This window comes from Paenibacillus sp. WLX2291, from assembly GCF_046603665.1.
Lineage (GTDB): Bacteria > Bacillota > Bacilli > Paenibacillales > Paenibacillaceae > Saccharibacillus.
In genome coordinates this window covers 5,424,665-5,440,061 of record NZ_CP176755.1, presented here as the reverse complement: position 1 = coordinate 5,440,061, position 15,397 = coordinate 5,424,665, and the positions used below count along the sequence as shown (strand labels likewise).

The 15,397-nt window shown below is 47.9% G+C and carries 15 protein-coding genes; 5 read left to right on the top strand and 10 right to left on the bottom strand.

Annotated features, from left to right (window positions below; translation table 11 throughout):
• Positions 1–196 precede the first annotated feature (196 nt).
• A complete protein-coding gene (locus tag ACDE64_RS23255; protein ID WP_411348496.1) occupies positions 197–1,132 on the bottom strand; it encodes a prenyltransferase in 936 nt (311 codons plus the stop codon).
• Between the two features lie 206 nt (positions 1,133–1,338).
• Between ACDE64_RS23255 and ACDE64_RS23250 the strand changes: the two genes are divergently transcribed.
• Positions 1,339–1,686, top strand: a complete 348-nt coding sequence (locus ACDE64_RS23250; RefSeq protein ID WP_411344413.1) for a zinc ribbon domain-containing protein YjdM — start codon at positions 1,339–1,341, stop codon at positions 1,684–1,686.
• Positions 1,687–1,995: 309 nt separating this feature from the next.
• Entirely contained in the window at positions 1,996–3,072 is a 1,077-nt protein-coding gene (locus ACDE64_RS23245; RefSeq protein ID WP_411348495.1) for an LLM class flavin-dependent oxidoreductase, read from the top strand.
• A gap of 372 nt (positions 3,073–3,444) precedes the next feature.
• Here the strand turns inward: ACDE64_RS23245 and lepB are convergent, their stop codons facing one another.
• Entirely contained in the window at positions 3,445–4,104 is a 660-nt protein-coding gene (gene lepB / locus ACDE64_RS23240; RefSeq protein WP_411348494.1) for a signal peptidase I, read from the bottom strand.
• 260 nt (positions 4,105–4,364) lie between these two features.
• On the opposite strand from lepB, the gene ACDE64_RS23235 reads away from it, so the two are divergent.
• Positions 4,365–5,387: an SDR family oxidoreductase gene (locus tag ACDE64_RS23235; RefSeq protein WP_411348493.1), complete on the top strand. Its 1,023-nt coding sequence runs from the start codon at positions 4,365–4,367 to the stop codon at positions 5,385–5,387.
• A gap of 333 nt (positions 5,388–5,720) precedes the next feature.
• On the opposite strand, the gene ACDE64_RS23230 is transcribed toward ACDE64_RS23235, so the two are convergent.
• Positions 5,721–6,149: a MarR family winged helix-turn-helix transcriptional regulator gene (locus ACDE64_RS23230; protein WP_411348492.1), complete on the bottom strand. Its 429-nt coding sequence runs from the start codon at positions 6,147–6,149 to the stop codon at positions 5,721–5,723.
• Between the two features lie 124 nt (positions 6,150–6,273).
• Between ACDE64_RS23230 and ACDE64_RS23225 the strand changes: the two genes are divergently transcribed.
• On the top strand, positions 6,274–6,861 hold the full coding sequence (locus tag ACDE64_RS23225; protein WP_411348491.1) for an NAD(P)H-dependent oxidoreductase: 588 nt from the start codon (positions 6,274–6,276) through the stop codon (positions 6,859–6,861).
• Between the two features lie 241 nt (positions 6,862–7,102).
• Here the strand turns inward: ACDE64_RS23225 and ACDE64_RS23220 are convergent, their stop codons facing one another.
• Both ACDE64_RS23220 and ACDE64_RS23215 read right to left on the bottom strand, forming a co-directional pair.
• A complete protein-coding gene (locus ACDE64_RS23220; protein WP_411348490.1) occupies positions 7,103–8,491 on the bottom strand; it encodes an MFS transporter in 1,389 nt (462 codons plus the stop codon).
• Between the two features lie 103 nt (positions 8,492–8,594).
• On the bottom strand, positions 8,595–10,637 hold the full coding sequence (locus ACDE64_RS23215) for a beta-galactosidase (RefSeq protein ID WP_411348489.1): 2,043 nt from the start codon (positions 10,635–10,637) through the stop codon (positions 8,595–8,597).
• A gap of 130 nt (positions 10,638–10,767) precedes the next feature.
• Between ACDE64_RS23215 and ACDE64_RS23210 the strand changes: the two genes are divergently transcribed.
• Positions 10,768–11,676, top strand: a complete 909-nt coding sequence (locus tag ACDE64_RS23210; protein ID WP_411348488.1) for a helix-turn-helix domain-containing protein — start codon at positions 10,768–10,770, stop codon at positions 11,674–11,676.
• Between the two features lie 13 nt (positions 11,677–11,689).
• On the opposite strand, the gene ACDE64_RS23205 is transcribed toward ACDE64_RS23210, so the two are convergent.
• The 5 genes from ACDE64_RS23205 to ACDE64_RS23185 form a co-directional block, all read right to left on the bottom strand.
• The gene (locus ACDE64_RS23205) at positions 11,690–12,529 is read right to left on the bottom strand and encodes a hypothetical protein (protein ID WP_411348487.1); all 840 of its coding nucleotides are present in this window, start codon (positions 12,527–12,529) and stop codon (positions 11,690–11,692) included.
• Positions 12,522–13,340: a hypothetical protein gene (locus ACDE64_RS23200; protein ID WP_411348486.1), complete on the bottom strand. Its 819-nt coding sequence runs from the start codon at positions 13,338–13,340 to the stop codon at positions 12,522–12,524. The genes ACDE64_RS23205 and ACDE64_RS23200 overlap by 8 nt, the downstream gene beginning before the upstream one ends.
• Before the next feature lie 17 nt (positions 13,341–13,357).
• Positions 13,358–13,723 carry an XRE family transcriptional regulator gene (locus ACDE64_RS23195; protein WP_411348485.1) on the bottom strand — a complete coding sequence of 122 codons (366 nt, stop codon included), beginning with the start codon at positions 13,721–13,723 and terminating at the stop codon, positions 13,358–13,360.
• Between the two features lie 236 nt (positions 13,724–13,959).
• Complete coding sequence (locus ACDE64_RS23190) at positions 13,960–14,643, bottom strand: DUF4956 domain-containing protein (RefSeq protein WP_411348484.1); 684 nt, start codon at positions 14,641–14,643, stop codon at positions 13,960–13,962.
• Between the two features lie 26 nt (positions 14,644–14,669).
• A complete protein-coding gene (locus ACDE64_RS23185) occupies positions 14,670–15,377 on the bottom strand; it encodes a polyphosphate polymerase domain-containing protein (RefSeq protein WP_411348483.1) in 708 nt (235 codons plus the stop codon).
• Positions 15,378–15,397: the final 20 nt, after the last annotated feature.

Here is a 15,397-nt window from a genome sequence, read left to right as displayed (position 1 = left end):
GACGATCTACACAATATGTGTTAATCGAAACAGCATACGTGAGCAAAGCCTGCGATTATTCCGTTGCAGGCTGTTGCGTATGGTCTTGTCGATTGTGAAATATGATCCAATACGGTATTTGTTCGCTAAAGATATTCGTCAATGTACATTCTACATACCTATTACATACAAATAACCATTACATAACCATACCTACTTAGACGAAAATGCCCAGCAGCACTGCTCCGGCGATAGCGAGCAATAGCAGTTTCTTCTCACAGGCGGTGACGGAATCAGGTTGCTGCACGTCCATTGTCCAGATCCACCAGATCGATAGCAGAACGATGATGCCGATACCGACTGCTGCGATATAACGTCCGCTGATTGCGAGCCAAATACCGCACAGGGCGATTAGCACCATATACACCAAGGCAGGCACTCGGCTGAATTCTATGCCCCAGCGATCCGCAGACCAGACGACACTGGTACGTTTGACTGGCGAAGCTTGGCGGTCGGCATCCAGATCGGGAATATGATGCACCATCACCCAAGCGATACAGTAGAGCGCATTAATGATCGCATTTTGCACGGACCAGAGTGGGAAACTGCCGGTAGCCAGCCATGCTCCGCCCAGACCGAGAAACAGCGCTGACGGAAAGGTACTGATCCATTCACCGGCAAGCGGATAATAGCTGAGTCGCAGTGCAGGTAACGAATACGACGCTGCACCCCAGATGCCGACCAGCAGTAGAATCGCCAGCCGATATTGTCCAGTCAGCAGCAGGATCACATCTGCTACCAATAAGATGCCCATCAGCCACAGACCGAACCGATACAGTATTCCTGGCGTAATGCGACCTTCCTGAATGACACGACTACCGCCAGATAGCATGGCTGGACTAAGCTGATCCGTGCCCGACAGATAATCGGTATAATCGTTGAGCGCATGTGTCAGAATGCCATGGATCAGAATGCATCCGACCAGCAGCACAATTGCGATTATAACGATATTTATTACGGAAACGCCTTCATATGCCAGCAGCGGAAAAACGCCGGAGAAAATAATCGCCACACTGGAACATAGCACCGCAATCGGACGCAGCAAACGCATGACATTGCGTAGCGTGAATACGTGTAAAATATAATGGCTCATGCCATCCTTCCTTTCGTCGCTCGTTTTATCAGTCTTTCATGTATACCACCTGTGTACCTGCCTATAACCAGATCTGTACTCAATTCAGGAAATTATTGCTACTTTTCCGAAAATATCTACAATTTGAATGGAAATATCCGACATTGCCAGATGATAAAGTGTGTGGGAAAATAGGCGCATGAAAACCATGAATGGAGAAGTGAACTATGAATGAATTGCCAAACTGCCCGGAATGTAACTCCGCGTACACATATGAGGACGGCACGGGACTGCTCGTATGCCCGGAATGCGGACATGAATGGACGCCGGGTGGCGAGTCAAATGGAGCGGAAGAAGCGTTTGTCGTACGCGATGCTAACGGTAATCTGTTGCAAGACGGCGATAGCGTAACAGTTATCAAAGACCTCAAGGTCAAAGGCAGCTCATCTGTACTGAAGATCGGCACACGCGTCAAAAGCATCCGCCTGATCGAAGAAGGCGACCACAACATCGACTGCAAAATCGACGGCTTCGGCGCGATGAAGCTGAAATCGGAGTTTGTGAAAAAAGCCTAATTGCTGAATGTACCAAGTTTCATGTCGCATGATTAGATTGCGTATCTCGCTGCTTGGTACACATAAACAAAGCCTGCTACTGTGCTCTGATGAGCATAGAGCAGGCTTTTTGCATTATGATAGAGGGTGTTTACTAACAAACACTTGCAATCGCCTCGAAAATAGTTTTAAATAAAGATAAATAATATTTCGAAATAAAGATATTTTGAATGTGGATGTGTGATGGATACACGAGATACCAGCACATCGTTTATGTATATAGTGGACGTCGTTATGGCAGATAGATAACTTCAAGGAGGATTTTTACTCATGGAAATAGGCATTAGTACATTCGTCGAAACAACCGCCGATACAGAAACCGGCAAAGTCATCAGTCATGCAGAGCGCATTCGTCAGGTCGTGGACGAGATTGTGCTGGCAGATCAAGTCGGTCTGGATATCTTCGGCGTGGGCGAGCATCATCGCGCTGATTACGCGGCATCCGCGCCAGCAGTCATTTTGGCAGCAGCCGCTTCGCAAACAAAGAATATTCGTCTGACTAGCGCAGTAACGGTACTGTCCTCTGCCGATCCGGTACGGGTATTTCAGGAGTTCTCCACACTGGATGCGATCTCCAACGGGCGTGCGGAGATTATGGCAGGGCGCGGCTCGTTTATCGAATCTTTTCCGCTGTTTGGCTATAATCTGGACGACTATGACGCGCTGTTTGACGAGAAGCTGGAGCTGCTGCTGCAAATTCGCGATTCGGAAATTGTAAACTGGAGTGGTGGTCATCGTCCGGCGATCGAAGGTCGCGGTGTCTATCCACGTCCAGTGCAAGACCCGTTGCCAGTATGGATCGGCAGCGGTGGCAATAGTGAATCCGTTGTACGTGCCGGGTTGCTCGGTCTGCCGCTCGTCTTGGCGATCATCGGTGGTCGTCCGACCCAATTCGCTCCGCTGGTGGAGCTGTATTACAAAGCCGCAGCACATGCTGGACACGACGCATCCAAGCTGTCGGTCGCATCGCACTCGCACGGCTTTATCGCGGACAGTAACGAGATCGCAGCCGACAAATTCTTCCCATCCACACAAGCGGCAATGAGCCAGCTTGGACGCGAGCGCGGCTGGGGAGCGTATACGCGTGCTTCCTTTGACGCAGCGCGCAGCTTTGAAGGTGCGCTGTATGTCGGTGACGTGGACACGGTAGCGAAGAAGATCATCCATCTGCGCAAAAATGTCGGCATTACTCGCTTCATGCTGCATACGCCGGTTGGCACGATGTCCGATCACGACGATGTACTCCGTGCGGTGGAACTGCTCGGCAAAGAAGTCGCACCGATTGTCCGTGAGGAAATTGCACGCTGGGAAGCGGAAACAGGTAATCAGCCTGGCAAACAGGCGTAAATTAGCATAGTAGCAGTACGTTCGTAGCCAGCTCAACTGCATGCAGGTAGATATACACTTGATTAGGTACAGTTTACCAAGGGTATTTCGTACACGCTCCTGTATGAATAGTTTGTGTGAATAGATAGAAAAGGGCAGCCATGAGCTGCTCTTTTTTTGTTGGAAAAATCATTCGTATGGTAGGTGTGCCAAGCTGCCCAAAGTCAGCCACATTTCAGGAAGGACAAGCACTGCACATGATCTGGTCATTTGAGTCAAAGTATGTCCAACATCATTTTATAAAAAAAAGCGCCAAATTGGCGCTTATAGAACTTGCTGCATATAGGCGTGCGTTTAGCACAATCATGGCAGTCCGCACACAGGAAAATTCTGTTACTTACTCGTACCATCCTCTGTTGACGAAGCATTCACGACGCGAGTCGCTTCGCCCGATTTAACCAGCTGCATATCGACGGCGGGCCAGAAGATCACGTCGGCGCGCCCGATCACATCGCTCACGGGGATGTATCCGATCATGCGGCTGTCTTCGCTGTTGGAACGATTGTCGCCCATGACGAACAGATAACCATCCGGCACCGTACCATCTGGAATTTCTGTTGTTGGAAAGTTATTGATGTTGTAGGAGTTGCCTTGCTGCTGGGCATGTGCTACTGGAGCAGCAATGTATGGTTCATCCAGTTTGGTGCCATTCACAGTTACGGTGTCGCCTTCAACGCTCACTTTGTCTCCGCCGACCGCGATTACGCGTTTAATAAAATCGCGATTTTTGGATGGTACTTTTAACACGATCACATCACCCGGTTGAGGCTGGTGAAAATCGTACACAAGCTTGTTGACGATAATGCGCTCATTTGTATGAAAATTCGGTTCCATCGATTGTCCTTGTACCTCAAACGATGCAAACAACAATGTGCGTACAAGCAGTGCAACCAATACGACCACGACTAGCATAATGGCCCATTGTTTGAATTCTCTGGCGGCGCCCGGTGTTTTTTCCTTTGGCGCGCTATCCGCCGGTGTCTGGCTGTTCATGCAAAATCCCCTTTCTCGACTGGCAGGCTCGATCCCGTGAAGGATTGCCCGTATCTCTCCGTAACCATGATTTCTATCGATGTTAGCGGAGTAAGTGTTCCCTGTTAACATATATGATCATTGAATATGAAGTAAAGTCCCAATTTTGAGACATCCTTGTGTACTGTATCGGAACATGAGGAATCATTTGTAACGGCGGTACAGGAGTGCTATCGTTAAAAGGTAAGCCCAGACCGATCCATTACGTTGGAGGTGCAAACATGAAAGCGCTATTTATTGGAGGTACAGGCACGATCAGTGAATCGATTTCTGCACAGTTGTTGGAGCAAGGGCATGAATTGTATTTGCTTAATCGGGGGAATCGTAACAACGGATTACCAGACGGCGCACATCTGCTACAAGGCGATATCAACGACGAGCAGCATGTGGCAGGATTGATTGAAGATTTGGAATTTGATGTGGTGGCAGACTTTATCGCGTTTACACCGGATCAGGTGGAACGGGATTATCGTCTGTTTGCGGGGAAAACCAAACAGTTTATATTTATTAGCTCGGCTTCGGCCTATCAGAAGCCATTGTCGGATTACCGGATCAATGAGGGAACGCCATTATCCAATCCGTACTGGGAATATTCGCGTAACAAGATTGCCTGCGAAGATTATCTGATGAAGCAGTACCGGGAGCAGGGATTCCCCGTGACGATTGTGCGACCGAGCCATACATACAGCGACCGTTCGCTGCCGGTCGGCGTGCATGGCAGTCAATCCAGCTGGCAACTGGCACGGCGGTTGCTGGAAGGCAAGCCAGTCATTATTCACGGGGATGGCACATCGCTCTGGACGCTCACGCATAGCGACGATTTTGCCAAAGGCTTTATCGGGCTGATGGGCAATATTCATGCGATTGGTGAAGCGGTGAACATCATGTCGGACGAGTCAGTGACTTGGAACCAGATTCATGAGATTATCGCGTCCGCACTTGGCGTGGAGCTGAAGGCAGTACATGTCTCATCCGAATTCCTCGATGCGTGCAGCGATGAGGATTATCGCGGCGGTCTGCTCGGTGACAAAGCGCATACCGTCGTATTTGACAACAGTAAGCTGAAACGGCTGGTGCCGGGCTTCACCGCTACGATTCGTGCGGATCAAGGGTTGAAGCGTGCGGTGCAGTATATTTTGGACCATCCAGAGCTGCAAAAGGAAGATCCCGCATTCGATGATTGGACGGACCGAGTGATTGCGGCATTGGAACAGGCGATTGTTACGGTGAAGAAGGGCAATTAAGGTTACTGGTATGAGCGACAGTTGAGCGCTAGGAACAGCTATCCGTATGTATGCGGATGGCTGTTTTTTATTTTCAGGATAATGGATGTATCCTTTCGCCCGATATAACGCAAGTCGAAGCAAGCAAAATGGTACTGTAATATACAGTTGATACGAAGCACGATTTGCCACCAATTCCTATTCCTCTTCAAAAATGAAGCGACGACGATAGATTGCTATCAATCGCCGTCATGTAATCCGCTGTATACTACAAAGCCGTCCATCTACGCTGTCACGCAGCAGAAGGACGGCTTTTGTTGCTCTCGTACATTGTCATTCCTATATCAAACCAACTCAATAAAATACCTTTCGCTGCAACAGCTGCAATGCCTGCTCCAATTCCTGCTGCTCCTGCGTATCCAGCCCTTGGATCCGCTCGTTGAACTTCACTTCAATCTGAGCAAATATACCGTTGATCATCTCTGTTCCATCGGTGGTGAGGCGAAACAGTTGTTTGCGGCGATCATTGGGATCGGATAGCTTTTCGCATAATCCTTTTTCAATCAGCTTGCGCAGTTCGCGGCTTGTATTAGGCATGGACATCTGCATGCAATCGCTAATTGCACTGGGCGTTTGTGGCTGGCTGACGGCGAGATATTCCAGTATTTTATATTGAATCGGCGTGATGTTATCTAGCCGGATGCCGGAGGACATGTCGGCAGTGGCGTGATGCACCGATGTGACGAAGCCGATAAACTGGCGAAACAGTGTAGAATCCTGCATACGATCACCTCTTTCTTTCACCAACATACCAGAGAGGTTATCATAAAACAATTATCATTTGACAAGTAAATGAATGCTTTGCTATATTTTATTTATCAAATGATAACTAAAAGGAGTAAAACATATGAAAACACTGATCATTTACACGCATCCAAATCACGACAGTCTCTGTTATGCGATGATGCAGCAGGTCGTTCGCGGCAGTCAGGAAAATGTTGCGGTGGACGAGATTCGCACGATTGATCTGTACGCCGACCAGTTCAACCCAGCGCTGATCTTTAACGAGCATAAGCGTCGCCGCGATATGCACATTGACCCGGAGCTGGATCATTACCGTGAGCAAATACGCTGGGCGGATCAAATTGTGTTTGTGTATCCGATCTGGTGGGGACGTCCGCCAGCGATGCTGCTTGGATTCATTGATCGTATGATGGCGTCAGGTTTTGCTTTTCAATATCGCAAAGCTGGTGATCTGCTGCCGGAAGGCTTGTTAAAAGGCAAATCTGTCGTCTGCGTGTCCACGATGCAGGGACCGACTGGGTATTTGCAATACTGGCTAGGCAATGCGCATCGACTGCTGATGAAGCGTGCGTTGTTTAACTACATCGGCATTCGCAAAGTGAAATTTTTTGAATTCGGCAATATGGAAAGTAAGAAAGGGCGTCATGCGCAGAAGCTGGACAAGGTATATCGCTATTTCCGCACCGTCTGAGAAAGGAATGCTACAATACGTTGTCATATGCTGTTAATTGATCGTAGGACAATAGCTACGTAGTGAAGTGCTATTGGCGACACCTGTTCATGCTGCCTTCATTCGGTTTGGAACCATGTTCATTTGGTCGTCATGTCGTCACGCCGTTCTGTCTCATGCAATGGTTTCGTCATGCCGTTCCTAAGAAACTGTGATAGATGATAGAGTATCATTTCAGTTTAACAGTTCTTCCATATGACGATTATTTTTCCCCACGCATCTTGCCTTTTGCCAGTTGTTCCATGATAGTTGGATACTCGCGATCCAGCTTGTACAGCAGCATGACGATAATTTCCAGCACCACGATAATGGCGGGCATCACGATAAAGATAATCTGGATCATATGCAGCGCACCGGCGGACTGGGTTGCTGCGCCGCCTACATAACCGCCGATACTCAGAAACCAGCCGAGCAGTGCGGTGCCGACGCCCATGCCGATCTTTTGCCCTAGACTGCCTGCGCTGAACAGTACACCTTCGGCGCGTACGCCGCTGACCCATTCGCCGTAATCAATCGTATCCGCGAGAAAGGCGAACATGGTCGCACCGACTGGCGCACCGCCAAGCCCTTTGACAACAGTGGCAAAGATGACCAGCCCTACATTCGTCGGATCAATGAAGACGATCAGTGTTCCGATAAGCGATAAGCTGAGTCCGATGAGGGCGGTATTGCGTTTGCCGATCTTTTTGATGACGGGTGCGATGATGAACAGTCCAAGGAGGGAAGGAATGGACAGCGCCAGCGTTAATGCGCTTACATAATCAGGATCGCCGAGAATATAGTTGGCATAATAGACGTTAACGCCTTGATTCAGGCTGAGCAGAGTGAATTGCAGCAGAAGGAACAGGAAGATCATGAGCCAGTATTTATTTTGCAGCACTGCCTGTACCCAGAGCGACAGCTTGAACGTCTGTTGCTCAGACGCAGCTGGTTTGACGCGTTCTCTCGTATGGAAGAAGTTCCAGTAAAATAGTGCAATTGCCACCACACCGTAGATCGAAAAGGTAATGATCCATGCCAGCTGAGTATTACCGAAAAAGGCAATCATCGGCAGCGTCACTACGCCGACTGTCGTCGAACCGATCGTCGCCAGAAAATTGCGAAAGATCGCCAGCACCGAGCGTTCATATGGATCGCGTGTAATCAATGATACGAGTGTTCCATATGGGATGTTAGATGCAGTAAATACAATATTCATAAGCAAATAGGTAACGATGATATATACAATCTTGCCCGTATACCCAATATCCGGCACCGTTACGAGCAGAATCGCAGACAATCCAAATGGCACCGACGTCCACAGAATCCATGAGCGTGCCTTACCATGTCGGGAACGCGTCTTGTCGACCGCTACACCCATCACCAGATCAAGCACTGCATCGAGCACACGCGCCAGCAGCATAATCGTGCCGATCACCCCGGCAGAGATGCCGACCGTATCGGTATAAAAGAAAGTCAAAAACGATGCCATCGACGCATAGATCAGATTGGTCGCCAGATCGCCAATCCCGTACCCGAATCGCTCGCGAAACGAAATCTTTTCAGCGGAACCATTTGACTCCACTGGTGCCTGCTCTGCCATAACTCCCATACTCAACACTCCTTTTCAAAGTAAGCCAACGTGACAGCGGGCTGCATATCCTTCTATCGTCGTTACACAGCCCGCTGTAATGTTTGGCAACATATCTATTGATTTACTGTACATCTTCCTCAATGATGACTGTGCCCCAGCGTTCCAGCTTCAATTCATCTCCGCCGCTAATAGATTGCTCATCCAGCAAGGAGGTTCCGTTACCATATGGATAAGGAATGGTGAGCGGCTCATCCGAATAGTTGAAATAGAAATGCACCTGCTGTCCGGCTTCATTGACGCTATGCTTGACCACCGCCGGGAAATGCAGCTCCTGATCGTCGCCCCACAATCCGATATCACGCACAATATGCTCCAGCGTGGCACGAATGACCTCTGGTGTCGTAAAGCATCCGATATACGTCGCACTGCCTTTGCCATGACGGTTGCGAGTAATAGCCGCATATTGTCCCCAGTGTGGATGTTCATAACGGGCAAGCACCTCTGCGCCTTCCGGTACGAGCAATTCCATCCATTCGCGGACTTCGGTATGTAACCCGTCCAACGGTAAAATATCACTGGTGAGCGTGGTGCCTTCCGGCTCCACAAACAGCTGGTACGACGCGCCGCATGCTTCGCTAATGATGCCCGGCTGCGAGACGGTGCGGACTTGGATATGCTCGTTGGCAAACCCGGATTTGAACGCGTACACGATATGCCCGCCATTTGCTACATATCGGTTCAGACGATGCAAATAATCGTCGCTCACTGTATACAGCGGCGGTACGATCACCAGATCGTAATCCTCTGGCTGACCATTTTCCGGGTTGAGAATATCCACGCCGATATTCAAGCGGTACAGCTGATCGTACAGCAAGCGGAATACGTCGTTGTAGTTGTACGGTGTATTGCCGCTAAAGGCGCGTCCGGCGAATGGAAACCAGTCCAGCGCGGTCAGGCTTTCGTTACTGATCAGCATAGCGACGCGATGATGCTTGCGCAGCCCAGTCAACTTATCCGACAAACGGGCAAATTCGCTACCGATGATCTTCGCTTCGTTGTAGACCGGATTCGGCTTCAGATCGTGGCTGAGCAATCCTTTCCAATACGTTTCCGCCGAGTTGTGAATGGAATGCCAGTGCCAGTATTCCACCATCACCGCACCGGATGCGATATGACTGTACGCCTGCATACGCAATTGACCCGGATACGGAACCCACTGCTTGAACGCCTGCGCTTCCGTTTCCAGTACAAAATACGGCTTGTTCTTGGTGGAGCGAATCACATCCCCGGCAAAGGAAATCTCGTTACCCGTCAGTGATCCTTGGCTTGGATGGTAAATGTCGGTGCCGACAATATCCAGCGACTTGGACGCTTCAAAATGGTTCACATCCGGCTGAATCCCATGCGAATAGCCGCGCCATTCAAAGTCAAAGTTATGCGTCACAAACTGGTCGTCCCGCGCATATTCACGTACCAGCTCTACCTGCCAGCTCAGGAAATCCGTCACGAGCTGTCGTTGAAACCGTGAGAATTCCGCACCCAGACTGCCATTAATCGTGCCAACAACCGACGGGAAGTCTTCCCAGCTGTTGATGCGATTGCTCCAATAATCCAGCCCATATACATGATTGAGCTGATCCAGATCATGAGCAAATCGCTGCTTCATATGTTTGACAAACATCGTCTGCACATTGTGTCCGACTGTGCCGTAATGCTTCGTCTCGTTATCCACCTGAAACCCGATCACCGCCGGATGATCCGCTACACGGGATATTAGCTTACGGATGATGCGCTCGGCATACCGCAAATAGACTGGGCTGGTGATATCCATAATCTGACGCGCGCCGTAGCGACCCGGACCGTTCTTGGTCGTTGCCAGCACTTCAGGATAGGCTTTGACCAGCCATGTTGGGACGGCGTAAGTAGGCGTGCCGACGATCACATCAATGCCGGCGTTGTGCATTGCTTCTAATACGCGATCTACTGAACTGAAGTCGAATACACCATCCTGCGGTTCATGCGTGCTCCATGTACTTTCAGCGATTCGCACCAGATTGATGCCTGCTTCCTTCATGAGCGCGATGTCTTCCTCCAACCGATCATAGGGCATATATTCATCATAATAGGCGACGCCGTAATATAGTTTGTTCGGGGTATAAGGCATGCGTGCAATTCCTCCTCTGGAAAATATGTAAGCGCTTATTTACAGCTCTGTTATTCATTATGTGGAATATGATGTAAAATGGATATAGTCAATCCCGGGGAACAATTTACCCAAAACAAAGGTGATGAAGATGAGCGAATATAACCCGCTACTGCATAATGCCCAGCGTCTTCCAGTATTGGATTGGAATATTAGTTTTTTCGGCGCCCATACCCAGAAAGTGGAGCATGGCTGGTATGTGCCATCCAATCTGCATCTGGCGTTTGAGATTATCTGGGTGCTGGAAGGTGGACAACGTACATGCATTGAACAGGATACATATGAACTGGGAAAAGGCGATATTCTAATCATCCCACCGGGATTTCACCATGAGATTCAGTGTACCCATGCGGAAGGGATGACGTATTTTTGCGCCCATTTTGATATTGATGATGCGCCGTTTATTATGAATATGGTGCAGAAGTGCGATCTCATTTACCGTCAGGATCAGGAGTATAATGGCGAATTACAGCGGATACTGAAGCGATGGGTGCATATGATTAATCACGACACACCGTATTCGTTCCGTACGAAAATGGAAGTGCAGATCGTGCTGTCCGAGCTGCTCATTCTGCTGGACAAGATGATGGAGCAGAGCGGCGCTCCGGTTCATCCGGCGAGCATCAACAGCTCCAAATATGCCAAAGAAATCGCCGAAATGATCAAAACATCGTTCAAGCAGCAGGTGCTGCATCCCGAATACAATGAGCCGGACGATGAAGGGCTGCATATTGAACGCATCATTCAATCGGTCGGGCTGAGTCCGGGGTACGGTTATGAAGTGTTCAAAAAAGTATACGGCTGCTCCCCGCGTCATTACCTGTCCCAGCTCAAACTAAAAGAAGCCCGAGCATTGATCAAAAAGCCCGAGCTGTCGATCCAGTCCATCAGCAAACGATTGGGATACAAAAATGCGTCCCACTTTAGCCGCCAGTTCAAGCGCTGGACAGGCGTATCCCCGCTAGAGTATCGGGCAGGGGAGAGTCAAGCTTTACTGTAAGGGAAGGAATGATCTAAAAAATAAAAGTATAGTTGTCCGTGTCATTGCATATGACCATAAACTGATCTAACGTGAGCACATGACTATGAAGGGTTGAAGTATGATCCGCATGATGCTGTATGTATTGGGCAGACTTGGGATTAGGTCGAAGACGCGGGATATCCTGTATCGCCAGCGTTCCTTGTTTCACCGCGCGATAGATGGATACATCGGTGCTCAAAAAAGAAATCGGTGGATGCGCGGAAAAGCAGCCATAAAAGGGAGCGTATTGCGATTCTTGTAACACTCTATCTTTGATCTTTATAATGCCAAAGTCTGTCGAAGCAATTGTGAGATGTTGAATTTGCGTGTGGTAGTGATGCAACAAGCAAAAGCATAAAGTGACCAGCGAAACTTCGCCCGCATTTTTCTTGGTGATACGTGTGTTCGTCTGTTTTGTAGTGAAACCATGATCATAAAATTGCTCCAGCCAGTCATCTGGCAATTCTTCGGCATGAAGATGGCGATACCGTCCAAAAAATTGGAGTGCTTCCGAATGGACAGAACTAAGTCGGAACAGCGCTAATAATTTTAGATCATTGTATTCCAACAGAGGCAGATAATCTTCAAACTCATCAATAACATAAGTTGGGACTGGTATATTCGATATATAGTTCGATTTTCTCGCATGATGAGCATATTCTGCTTGCACCCATCCCGGAATAAGCACGAGATCATATGGTGCAAACATTTCAGACTTAGGCAGTATATCTTCATATTGATAGTAAAATTGCAGATTGTTGTTATCCAATAGTAGAATTTTGGCATGCGTAGCATTTCTCAATATGGTATTGATTTGGCTGTAATTACCCATTGGACTGCTCCTTTAGTTTCCGCTGGATGATCGTATACGTTGCTTCCCATTGCTTTACATAATCCAGATTTTCTCTATACATTGCTACGTCGGGATGTTGCTTAATTTCCGTCTGAATGGCGGACTTGATTGGTGATAGATTCAGTACGAAGGACGGTTTAATCAAACTGTCGTCCAAAGAATATTGCTGAAACAGATGTGACCATTGTTCAGTTGTAAGTCGTGTATCAAAATTGGCTTTGATTATAGCTTTTAATGACTCATTACGCTGTTGGCTAGCGCTTTGATACAACTGAATAAGAACGGCTTTGTACGGCGCTTTGAACGATTTGATGCAATGTGCGATATTGACATGAAAGTCATCATATTGAAGCGAATGATAATAATCGTATAGATCAGATTGTCCGAAAATCATTTGACTGGCAAAATAATCGGCTTTGCGTTCGTTAAGATCAAATTCGGTAAAAATAGCATAATCCTTCGTATGCTGCTGCATTTCTTCATATTCAGTCACATGAAAAACTTCATGCCAGTAAATAAAATACTGATACACACGCGGTTGTGCAGTATTGATAATTGGAACGATACGACCATTGGCAAATGTGCGAATAGCGCCGCCCCAATCTTCATCGGGAATGGGCAGTTCGATGAGATGATGTTCCTTTAGAATCTCCAATGCTTGCTGCTCAACCGGCAGGTATTTCCATTTGATAATGCGAGTCTCTATATATTGAATATGCTGCTCCACTTGGCGGGCAATTTGCTGATTGCGTTGAATCGTTACATCCAGATTCTCGCTAGTTATTCGCATAGCATGTAGACACCTCCTTACTTGATATACATCGAATAGAGATCAAGGATATGATCCAATCCTTCCAGCAGTTCTTTAGCTTCCGGGGTTCGCTCGCTTCCTTTTGCATGATCTGAAAAAGCGTATGGAGAATGGGAAGTCGGTAGTAGTTCCGGCTGATTTCGCAACAAATAATCATCAGGTAGCTGAAACGTCTGCGTGATTTTGGCAATCTGCTGATTGTAGAGGGTCGGATTGGGACTTTCACTTTTTAGAATTTGATCTACAGTGGGACGAGAGATTCCTGTCAACTTGGAAAAGGACAATTTGGAATATCCTTTCAGACGGATAAAGGCAGTCAGATTTTGAGCAATGTGCTGCTGATGAGAGAAGAAATCTGTCATTGGTAAAACACCTCCTCTTTTAAGTATAGTAAAAGTATATCATTTATATTTTTATGATAGTAAAAATTATTTTTACAAAATGTAAAAAAGGCTGTCGAAGTTCAGGGCATTACCTCCCGTGCCTTCCAACAGCCTTACTTAATTACTATACAGTGTATCCAGCGAGCCAATCTTATTTCTAATCATTCCTTAACATATTGCATCTACAACAGGCATGGATTCACCTGCATCAATCCTCACTGTGCATAATCCCCGTTATAACTCACCAGCACTACATCCGACACCCCGTTCACATTCGACAGCTCATTAATAAACTGCGTATCATCCGGGTCTTTCAGACGAATCTCGACCGTCATCTCGGTCACATGTTTGCGTACGGTTTTGGACTTGAGTACGTATTTCAGCTTGCGTAGTGCAATCTTCACTGGCTCGGCAGCTTCATCGTCGAAATGAATCACGAGCAAATACGGTGCATCGCTGTTCTGACGGCGTGCCATGAAGAAGATGACGAGCGTGATTACAATCGAGCCGACGATGGCAAAGGCGTATAGTGTCGCACCCGTAGCGATCCCGGCGGAGATCGACCAGAACATGAACATGATGTCCATCGGGTCCTTCACGGCGGTACGGAAACGCACGATACTGAGCGCGCCGACCATACCAAGCGATAGCACGATATTGCTGCTGATGGTCATAATGATCAGTGCCGTGATGATCGTCATCAGGACAAACGAGACGTTGTAATTATGGCTGTATACGACACCGCGATAGCATTTGCGATACACCCAGTAGATCAGCATCCCCAGACCGAAGGCGATCAGAAGGCTCCAGAACATCTCGATAAACGAAACCTGATTGAACGAATCGAGTTGGAGAAAGCTTTTTTTGATCACATCGCTAAAATTCGTTGTTTCATTCATTATGGTTATCCCCCTTCAGGCTGGCGTCAGCCTGTAAACACTTTTTGTCGTTCCTTGCACAGTACATATTTGGAGATGGTGGAGCGGTTGTGCGAGGATAATTGCACCAGATGCTTAATAAAATCCGGCAGAAATTGGTTGTACTTCACTTCGAGAATCTGGCGTGGACCGTCGACGGATTCCATCGTCACCAGATCTGGATCGAAAATGTCAAAAGACTGCACACCCGCACACAGATATTTGTCGAATGTAATGCGCACATCGCTCACCGGGTAAATGTAAGCTTCGCGCACATAATCGACCACGACTGCTGGTTTGAGCTGACCGTGCAGCATATCGTAGTAAAAGTCGCGCATCAGCAGATTGCCGGAATCCAGCAGAAAGCCGGTATCTCCGTGCATGATACAGTCGAATTGTTCGCGGGTGATCGTTGCTGATTCTTTGGCGGTGAATTCGTTGTATTTGCTTTTGCGTTCCAGCTTGATGACGGCATCGCTTTTGTTGTAGATGCGGATGCGGTACTTTTTGCGGCGAAAGGCACCGTTGTTTTTATCAAACAGCGCGGTTTCCTGAATATTGTCAAAATACAGACTGCGGATATGATAGCCATCCCTATCGGTAGAATTGCGATCCAGCCGCATCACGGTTGCTACGCGGCGGCGTAATCCTTCGTATTCGTTTGGTGCGATATAATACTTCAGCTCATGCCGAAGACGTTTGTTGTCAAAGCGCAAGTGTATTGTCCCCTTTCCTG

Excerpts from the sequence above, each read along its gene's own strand:
- ACDE64_RS23255 (WP_411348496.1), bottom strand. The coding sequence starts at position 1,132 with ATGAGCCATTATATTTTACACGTATTCACGCTACGCAATGTCATGCGT.
- lepB (WP_411348494.1), bottom strand. The coding sequence starts at position 4,104 with ATGAACAGCCAGACACCGGCGGATAGCGCGCCAAAGGAAAAAACACCG.
- ACDE64_RS23235 (WP_411348493.1), top strand. The coding sequence starts at position 4,365 with ATGAAAGCGCTATTTATTGGAGGTACAGGCACGATCAGTGAATCGATT.
- ACDE64_RS23220 (WP_411348490.1), bottom strand. The coding sequence starts at position 8,491 with ATGGGAGTTATGGCAGAGCAGGCACCAGTGGAGTCAAATGGTTCCGCT.
- ACDE64_RS23195 (WP_411348485.1), bottom strand. The coding sequence starts at position 13,723 with ATGACAGATTTCTTCTCTCATCAGCAGCACATTGCTCAAAATCTGACT.
- ACDE64_RS23230 (WP_411348492.1), bottom strand. The coding sequence starts at position 6,149 with ATGCAGGATTCTACACTGTTTCGCCAGTTTATCGGCTTCGTCACATCG.
- ACDE64_RS23225 (WP_411348491.1), top strand. The coding sequence starts at position 6,274 with ATGAAAACACTGATCATTTACACGCATCCAAATCACGACAGTCTCTGT.
- ACDE64_RS23250 (WP_411344413.1), top strand. The coding sequence starts at position 1,339 with ATGAATGAATTGCCAAACTGCCCGGAATGTAACTCCGCGTACACATAT.
- ACDE64_RS23210 (WP_411348488.1), top strand. The coding sequence starts at position 10,768 with ATGAGCGAATATAACCCGCTACTGCATAATGCCCAGCGTCTTCCAGTA.
- ACDE64_RS23190 (WP_411348484.1), bottom strand. The coding sequence starts at position 14,643 with ATGAATGAAACAACGAATTTTAGCGATGTGATCAAAAAAAGCTTTCTC.
- ACDE64_RS23205 (WP_411348487.1), bottom strand. The coding sequence starts at position 12,529 with ATGGGTAATTACAGCCAAATCAATACCATATTGAGAAATGCTACGCAT.
- ACDE64_RS23215 (WP_411348489.1), bottom strand. The coding sequence starts at position 10,637 with ATGCCTTATACCCCGAACAAACTATATTACGGCGTCGCCTATTATGAT.
- ACDE64_RS23200 (WP_411348486.1), bottom strand. The coding sequence starts at position 13,340 with ATGCGAATAACTAGCGAGAATCTGGATGTAACGATTCAACGCAATCAG.
- ACDE64_RS23245 (WP_411348495.1), top strand. The coding sequence starts at position 1,996 with ATGGAAATAGGCATTAGTACATTCGTCGAAACAACCGCCGATACAGAA.